Genomic DNA, 7,427 nt, shown 5'->3' with positions numbered 1-7,427 from the left:
CCACGAGGGCGCTCCGGCGCCTTGCGATCGCACGCACCAGACGCCGCGGGGCCCGCCCTTCGGGCGGACGACGGGAATTGTCAGACAGGCCCTAGAGCCGGCTCACGTGCCGCAGTACTCCGCGTCGACCACCGCGTCGCTGTCGCCCGTCCAGTCGGCGTTGAAGTTGAAGGCCAGCGCGTGGCGGCCGTCCGCTGTCGTGGATGCCCAGGACGAGGAGCCGTGGATGCCGCCGTCGTGGCCCCAGACGTGGACGCCGCAGGAGAGGGTGGTGTCCATGAGGCCGAGGCCGTAGCGGATGTTGGGGGCTTGGGCGATCTTCACCGTCGTCTTCATCTCCTTCAGCTGCCTCGGCGGGAGGAGGTCGCCGCGCAGGAGGGCGCGGTAGAAGCGGGTGAGGTCGGCGGAGTCGGAGATGATCTCGCCCGCGGAGGAGGCGATGGAGGGGTTGAGGCGGGTCACGTCGTAGGTGGGGCCCGTCGCCGTCTGCGCCAGCTTGCCGTAGGCGTGGCTGCTCGGGTGCGGGACGGTGACCCGCGTGCCGGGAACCGAAGTGCCTGTCAGCCGCAGCGGGTCGATGATGCGGTGGGTGATCTCCTGGGCGTACGAGTGGCCCGTGACGCTCTTGATGACCATGCCGGCCAGAACGTAGTTGGTGTTGGAGTAGTTCCAGGAGGTGCCCGGCGCGAAGTCCGGCTTGTGGCGCATGGCGATGGCCACCAGCTGCCGCGGGGTGAGGGTGTCGTAGCGGTGCTTGAAGAAGCCGTCCTTGAGGAAGTAGGTGCGGCCGAAGTCTTCGTCGGCCGTGTAGTTGAAGATGCCGCTGGTGTGGTTGAGGAGTTGGCGGACGGTGATCGCGCGGCCGTCGTGGCCGTTGCCGTGCACCACGCCCGGCAGCCATTTCTCCACCTTGTCGTCCAGGGACAGGCGGCCCTCCGCCTCCAGTTGGAGCAGGACGGTGGAGACGAACGTCTTGGTGATGCTGCCGACGCGGTAGCGGTCGTCCGCCGAACGCGGGGCACCCGTGCGGAGGTTGCCGACTCCGGCCGTGGTGGACCAGGTGCCGTGGGCGTCCTTCGCCGTGAGGGTCACTCCGGGGACGCCGGCCTCGACCGCCGCCTCTACGGCCTTCCCGGTGGCCGGGTGGCCGGTGGCTTCCCCGGTGGGAGTGGCCGCCAGGGCCGGTCCCGCCAGGGTCGCCGACAGGGCCAGGGCGGCCGCCGCCGCGACCAGTGCCTTGCGTGCACGCATGTCTTCCCCCATCTGTGCCGTCGAGCTCGGTCGCCGGGAGGGACACTACGCCGCACGCGGGGGTTGACTCGGGATATGCCGGTTGGGCGGTTTTCAGCCCTTCTTGAGGACCAGCTCCGTGTTCCGGTCGGCCGGGTCGCCCGCGAGTGCCTTGTTGGCGCCGGGGGCGTTGTAGGAGAGCTCGCGGTAGAGGGCGGCGAGGCCGGTCTGGGAGAGGTCGGTGAAGTCCGTGCGGTGGGGGGCGGCGGACTCGATGAGGGTGGTGAAGAGGGAGAGGGTGCCGTCCTTGTTGTCGACCAGCTCGATGACTCGGGCGAGCTGGGGGTAGTCGACGTGGGAGGCGGTGGAGATCTCCCAGAAGGAGCGGTTGCCGGAGGCCTTGTGCGGGGTGACGACGTTCTTGTGGATGTGGCCGTTCACCCAGGCGAGGACGTTGGCGTGGCGGGCCAGGACGGACACGACCTCGCCGCCGTTGTGGCGCCGCTCCGACGGATGGGCCGGGTCGGGGCGGGTGTTCGTCATCGTCTTGCTGGTGTGGTGGCTGAAGACGACGGCGTACGAGTCCTTGTTGTCGGTGAGGGTCTTGTCCAGCCAGTTCAGCTGCTTGGTGCCGATGGAACCCTCGTAGTGACCGCCCGCGTCGGTGGTGTCGAGGCTGATGCCGATCACGTCGTCGGAGATGCGGAAGGCGTAGTACTGCGTGCCCGCGTCCACATTGGCCGAGGAGTAACCGTGGCCGACCGGGCCGAGGCCCTGGTGGGCCGGGTCCAGGTGGGCCTTGAGGTAGTCGGCCGGGGTGTAGGGGGCGCGCTTCTCGTCCGGGGTGACCGAACGCATGGACCGGGCGTGGGCCTTGAGGAAGTCCCGGTACTGCACGCCCCTGGGGTCCTTGGCGTTCTTGATGGCGTCCTGGAGCTTCTTGGCCTCGGCGGCGGACACGCTCAGCAGCTTCTTGCCGCCGATGGCCGCCTCGGCGAGGTAGGAGTCGCCGTGCGAGCCGTAGCAGCCCAGCGGCAGGGAGTCGTGGTTGCCGACGGTGGAGTACCAGGGCAGGTTGAGACCGGGGCTGCGGGCCTCGCGGATCGCGGCGGCCAGATAGCCCCCCAGGTGCGGGAAGCCGAGCGTCTTGTCGTTGTCGCGGAGGGTGGCGTCGGGCTGCCAGTACAGCTTCATACCGCTGTTCTGGGCGCCCTCGTAGTGCCTGGGGTCACCGGAGTTGGGGGTGATCCGGCCGCCGGACATCACCTTCATGAACCACTCCAGTTCGGAGTGGGCGTTGTTGTCGGTGTTGTCGCCGGTGGTCATGACGAAGTGCAGCGGGGAACCGGTGACGGGGGCGCCGCGCAGCGCGTTGACCCGCTCGACGAGCGAGATGGCGCCCTGCACGGTCAGCGCCTCGTGCGGGCGCCAGGCGTGCACGTCGGTGGCGCGCAGGTACTCCAGGCGCAGCGGGTGCTGGACGTCCATCAGGTGCAGGTCGGTGAACTGCACGAACGCCGCGAGGGCCGTACGGCGGTCGGCGCGCCCGGACTTGGGTGTGGCGAGTTCGCTTCTCACGACGCGCTTCCAGCCGGCGCCGTCGCCGAGGCGGCGGTAGCCGGAGCTGTTGCGGGGGGCGGCGACGCTCGCGACGGTCGTTCCCTTGGTGTAGGGGGCGAGGGGCGGGGCAGGCGCGATGGGGGTCCCCCCGGTCGAGCGTAGTCGAGACTGGGGGAGGGAGTTGGCGACCGGCGCCTGTTCGGACGTATCGGTCGTCGTGGTGGTGGCGGCCTGGCTGTCGGTCGGGCGCAGGGCGTATCCCATGCCCGCGGACAGCGTCACCGCCCCGGCGGTGGCCAGGACGGTACGGCGGTTGACCCCCAGCGCGGTGCTGGCGACAGAGCGTATGCGCGACATGGCGCGATCTCCCCGAGTGCGAACTGCGTCGGCAGTGGTCGCGGGTGGTCGCTGTCGCGAACATCCCGCTCGCTCTGGATCGTTGGCACCGGGGATGACCTGCGCGTGAACGAGACGGCAACGGGCAACGCCGATCACCGTACGTGGATCACGGTGACCGGGCGCGGTCATGGAGCCGCCCGCGGGTGGCCGGGGGGCGGTCACTCCGCGTTCATCTGGCGGGGTAGGGGGCAGACCCCGGGGCCGTTACCCGGCTTCCTCCGCCCCGTCCGGGACGCGGCCCGCCGCGGGGCGTTCGCGCCACAGGCGCAGGGCGACGTCGACCAGGCGGATCCGGGTGAGGCCGGGTACCGCGTCCAGGTCCTGCCAGGCGGCCAGGTCGGTGGAGCCGTTGACCTCGTTGCGGAGTTCGCCGCCGGTGACGCGGCCCTCGTAGATGATCCGTACGCCGTGGTGGTCGGTCGGGGGGCGCAGGCTCCGGCGGCCAAGGACGTGGCGGGAGGAGTCCACGCCGAGGAGGCCGGTCACCTCGATCCGGTAGCCGGTCTCCTCGGTCAGTTCACGGCGGACGGTGTCGTACGGGTCCTCGCCGTGCTCCATGCCGCCGCCGGGCAGGACCCATTCGGGTGTGCCGTCGGGGGCCGGTGAACGGGCGAGCAGGATCTGTCCGTCGCGGACGCACACGGCGTAGGCCGCCACCCTCAACTTTTGGCGCATGGGCCGACGTTAGCCTGCCGGGTCCGGGTTGGCCGGTGAGTATTCCGGCGGTGACCAGCGCAGCGGCAGCGCGAACTCGGTCTCCACGGCCTCGGTGAGGGTGAAGCGGACCCGGCGTTCGCCGTCCGTGCCGTACTCGGTGCGGGCCTCGCCGGTGAGCTGGAGGGTGGTGCCCGTCGTCCAGTCCATCAGGAGCAGGCCGGCCCGGGGGTCGGTGAGGAGGTTGCCGAGGGTGAGGAACATGGAGTTGCCCGGGTAGTCCCGCCAGGTGAGTTCGCGGGGTGAGGTGACCTGGACGAAGCCGGGGTTGCCGCCGCGGTGGCTGGTGTCGGCGCCGTGGGGGTGGACGGTGGCGAGGAAGAAGGTGTCGGCCGTCTCGATGAACCGGGCCTGGGCAGGCGAGAGTTCGGTGGTCCGGCGGGGTGGTCCCGGGACGCGGTCGGGCACGGTCTCGTAGGTCTGCCTCTTCTGGAGGTACTTGGGGCAGTTGGCGAACACCTGGTCCGCCTCGACCGCGAAACCCCGTTCCGTGGGGTGGAGGCGGCCGTTGAGGCGCATGCGTCGGCGGGTGCGGGGGTCCAGGGCGATGGTGCCGACGGGGGTGCCTGGTGTGGTGAGGGCCGTCGCGAGGGGGTCGGCGGGGGGTGGGCCTCCCGCGACGGACATCCGGTGCGGGCCCGTCGCCCGTACGAAGCCGGGGGTGCCCGACAGGGGCGTGGCCCAGACCCTGCCGGTGTCCGGGTCCGCCGCGCCCAGGATCAGCAGCGGCTGGAGCTCCAGGAAGGCGGCGGCGACCGGTTTGATGCCGGTGCCCATGGCGCGGCCCACGTGGTCGGCGAGCTCTCGGACGCCGACGCGGTCCTGCACGGCCCGGGAGCCGTGGTGGTAGACGGCCATGGCTAGAAGAAACCGCAGGTCGGTGCGGAGGTGTGCGGGGCGGGGGCGCCTTCGAGGCCGTGCGGTACGGAGATCTCCAGGCGGGTGCCGTCAGGGTCGTGGAAGAAGATGCCGCCCGAGGCCGCGCCCTCACGGTGGGCGACCACGCCCTCGTAGGCGAAGTCGACGCCGTGGGCGCTCAGCGCCTGCTGGTACTGCTCGACCCGGGCGAAGGAGTCGGCGGTGAACGCGAGGTGGTGCAGGCCGGCCCGGGCGCGGTCGTACGGCCCCTCGGCCTGCTGCCAGAGGGTGAGGACGGGACTGTCGCCGCCGTCGCCGAGGAACGCGTACCGCCGGTCGTCCTCCTTGCCCTCGGCGAGCGGCGTGAAGCCGAGGACGTCCCGGTAGAAGGCGAGCGAGCGGTCGAGGTCGGTGACGTTCAGGCCGGTGTGGCCGGTGCGCAAGGTCATGGCTGGTCCCCTCAATAGATATAACCTCTATAAAGAGGTTAAGCAGTTAGAATCGTATGCGTCAACCGGTCACGTACTCTTGAGTGGTTAGCGAAGAAGGAGTGCCGATGCCCGCCCCCGCCCGCGACCCCCGCCCCCTCACCGGTGAGCCGCTCGCGCTCGACCTGCTCAACACGCGGTGGAACCGGGAGGGCGTCACGCAGGACCTGCTCGCCGACACCGACGGGCTGGCGGTGTGGCTGGCGGGCAACGGGCTGGAGTACGAGCCCGACGCGCGCACGCTGCGGCACCTGCTCCAGGCCCGGGACGCCCTGAAGGCGGTCGTGGACGGGTCGCCGGAGGAGGGGGCGCCGCTCGTCGACGCCGTGCTCGAGCACGGACGTATCCGGGCCGGGCTCGGCGTGGAGGGGCCGGCCGAGCGGGCCGAGTTCAAGGACGTCTCGTGGGCGCCCGCCTGGCTCGCCGCCCGGAACTACCTGGAACTGCTGACCGCCGCGCCGGACCGGATCCGGACCTGCGCGCACGAGACGTGCGTCCTGCACTTCTTCGACACCTCGCGCAACGGCACCCGCCGCTGGTGCTCGATGGCCGCGTGCGGCAACCGGGCGAAGGCGTCCCGCCACTACGCCCGCTCCAAGGAGAGCTGAGCCGCCCGTCCGTCATTCGCGTCATTCGCGTCATTCGCAGGCGACGTCGCCGGACGCGGGCAGCTCCTTGGTGATGGCGGCGCGTTCCCTGGCGATCCCGGCGGTGTCGGTGATCCACAGGTTCGGGTTCGTGGCGTCCCTCTGGATTCCCGCGAGGACGTGCTGCCCGGGCCGTGAGCCGGGGGCGACCACCCGCTCCACCTGGAAGGTCACCTCCTTCTTCTTGCCTTTCACGGGGACGTAGGAGCGGGTCACGCGGAGGGTGACGCGGTCCTCGGCGGTGCCGCGGACCGGCTGGACCTTCGTGATGTCGCCCTCGACGAGGAGGCGGGAGCAGGCGAGGCGGGCGGGTCCCCGGGCGCTGCTCCCGCTCGCCGCCGACTTGTCGCTCGCGGAGCCGCCGCCCGCGTCCGCGCTGTCGCCGCCGTTCGACGCGACGAGCCAGCCCAGGCCGAGCACGGCGGAGGCGGCACATGCGGTGACGAGCGCGCCGAAGGAGAGGGTCCGCACGCCGGGGTGGCGGTACCAGCGCTCTTTGGGCGGGGCCGGGGCCGGTGCCGGGCGGGGGCTGGGCGCGGGACCGGCCAGCGTGTCGCCGATGATCCCCAACTGCTCCCGCAGCAGGGCCACATCGGCCGCCGCCGCCCGGTGTTCGGCCATGAAGGCGGCGTCGGCGCGGGCCTCGTCGGGCAGCGGCTCGTCGGCGAGCACGGCCAGCAACGCGTCCAGTTCGTCGCCACCGCCGGAGCCACCGGAACCACCAGAGCAGTCGTAGCCGTCGTAGCCGCCGGAACCGTCGTAGCCGTCGTGTTGGGCGGTCACGTCACACCACCTCGTCCTCGTGCAGGCGGGCGCGCAGGGCGCGTACCGCCGTGTGCAGCCTGCTCTTGACCGTGCCCTCGGGGATGCCGAGTTCCTCGGCGATCCCGCGCACCGGCAGGTCGGCGTAGAAGCGCAGGACGAGGATCTGGCGCTGGGCGTCGGGCAGGTCGTCCAGGCCCCGGGCGACGGCGAGGGAGAGCAGGCTGGTGTCCTCGCCGGAGGGGTGGTCGGCCTGCCGGAGCGCGGCCAGGCGCTCGCCGATCCGTTCCTGGCGGCGCTTGGCTCGGTGCCAGTCCATCGCGAGGTTGGAGGCGACGACCGCCGCCCACGCGGACACGTCGCGCGGCGCCTCCTGCCCTCCCGCGGCCCGCTCCAGCAGCCGCAGGCGGACCTGCTGCACCCCGTCCGGCAGGTCCGCCTGCGGTACCCCGCCCAGCGCGAGCACCGCCCGCACCCGGCGTTCCTGTGCCGCGTCCAGCGGGTCGCCCCCTGCGTGGTCCGCCCCGTGGCCGCGGCGGGCCTTTCTGCGCAGCACAGCCGCTCCTCCCCTCGCCGCGTTTCCCCTACGACGCTGGAGGGGCGGGAAACGTTCGGCGCGCGGCGGCACCTTTTTCGGCCTCCTTCGGCCTCCCGTTCGCGGTGCGGGCAGAGGCATACGTCACACCGCCGTGTGAGCGGGGCGGTGACGGGCAGGGGCGGGGCAGCACAGCTTGCGGCGGGGAGGGCCCGTCGGGGAATTTTCTCCAGC

At 71.8% G+C, this 7,427-nt stretch carries 8 protein-coding genes; 1 reads left to right on the top strand and 7 read right to left on the bottom strand.

Features of this window, described 5'->3' with window-relative positions:
• Positions 1-102: 102 nt before the first annotated feature.
• The 5 genes from ACH45E_RS40680 to ACH45E_RS40660 form a co-directional block, all read right to left on the bottom strand.
• Entirely contained in the window at positions 103-1,251 is a 1,149-nt protein-coding gene (locus tag ACH45E_RS40680) for a serine hydrolase domain-containing protein (RefSeq protein WP_361453308.1), read from the bottom strand.
• Positions 1,252-1,344: 93 nt separating this feature from the next.
• Positions 1,345-3,147: a TIGR03767 family metallophosphoesterase gene (locus ACH45E_RS40675; protein ID WP_361453306.1), complete on the bottom strand. Its 1,803-nt coding sequence runs from the start codon at positions 3,145-3,147 to the stop codon at positions 1,345-1,347.
• Positions 3,148-3,393: 246 nt separating this feature from the next.
• Positions 3,394-3,864, bottom strand: coding sequence for an NUDIX hydrolase (locus ACH45E_RS40670; protein ID WP_361453303.1), 471 nt, complete (start codon positions 3,862-3,864; stop codon positions 3,394-3,396).
• Positions 3,865-3,873: 9 nt separating this feature from the next.
• Positions 3,874-4,761 carry a pyridoxamine 5'-phosphate oxidase family protein gene (locus ACH45E_RS40665; protein WP_361453300.1) on the bottom strand — a complete coding sequence of 296 codons (888 nt, stop codon included), beginning with the start codon at positions 4,759-4,761 and terminating at the stop codon, positions 3,874-3,876.
• A 2-nt stretch (positions 4,762-4,763) separates the two neighbouring features.
• Positions 4,764-5,210, bottom strand: coding sequence for a VOC family protein (locus ACH45E_RS40660; protein ID WP_361453297.1), 447 nt, complete (start codon positions 5,208-5,210; stop codon positions 4,764-4,766).
• 107 nt (positions 5,211-5,317) lie between these two features.
• On the opposite strand from ACH45E_RS40660, the gene ACH45E_RS40655 reads away from it, so the two are divergent.
• Positions 5,318-5,857 (top strand): CGNR zinc finger domain-containing protein, encoded by a 540-nt coding sequence (locus ACH45E_RS40655; RefSeq protein WP_361453294.1) that lies wholly within the window; start codon positions 5,318-5,320, stop codon positions 5,855-5,857.
• A gap of 30 nt (positions 5,858-5,887) precedes the next feature.
• Here ACH45E_RS40655 and ACH45E_RS40650 read toward each other — a convergent pair whose 3' ends face one another.
• Both ACH45E_RS40650 and ACH45E_RS40645 read right to left on the bottom strand, forming a co-directional pair.
• Entirely contained in the window at positions 5,888-6,679 is a 792-nt protein-coding gene (locus tag ACH45E_RS40650) for a hypothetical protein (protein WP_361453291.1), read from the bottom strand.
• A 1-nt stretch (position 6,680) separates the two neighbouring features.
• Positions 6,681-7,214 carry a sigma-70 family RNA polymerase sigma factor gene (locus tag ACH45E_RS40645; protein WP_361453288.1) on the bottom strand — a complete coding sequence of 178 codons (534 nt, stop codon included), beginning with the start codon at positions 7,212-7,214 and terminating at the stop codon, positions 6,681-6,683.
• Between the last annotated feature and the right edge of the window lie 213 nt (positions 7,215-7,427).

Source organism: Streptomyces sp. NPDC020299 (assembly GCF_044387825.1).
Classification (GTDB): Bacteria; Actinomycetota; Actinomycetes; order Streptomycetales; family Streptomycetaceae; genus Streptomyces.
This window is presented reverse-complemented; position numbering and strand designations above follow the sequence as displayed.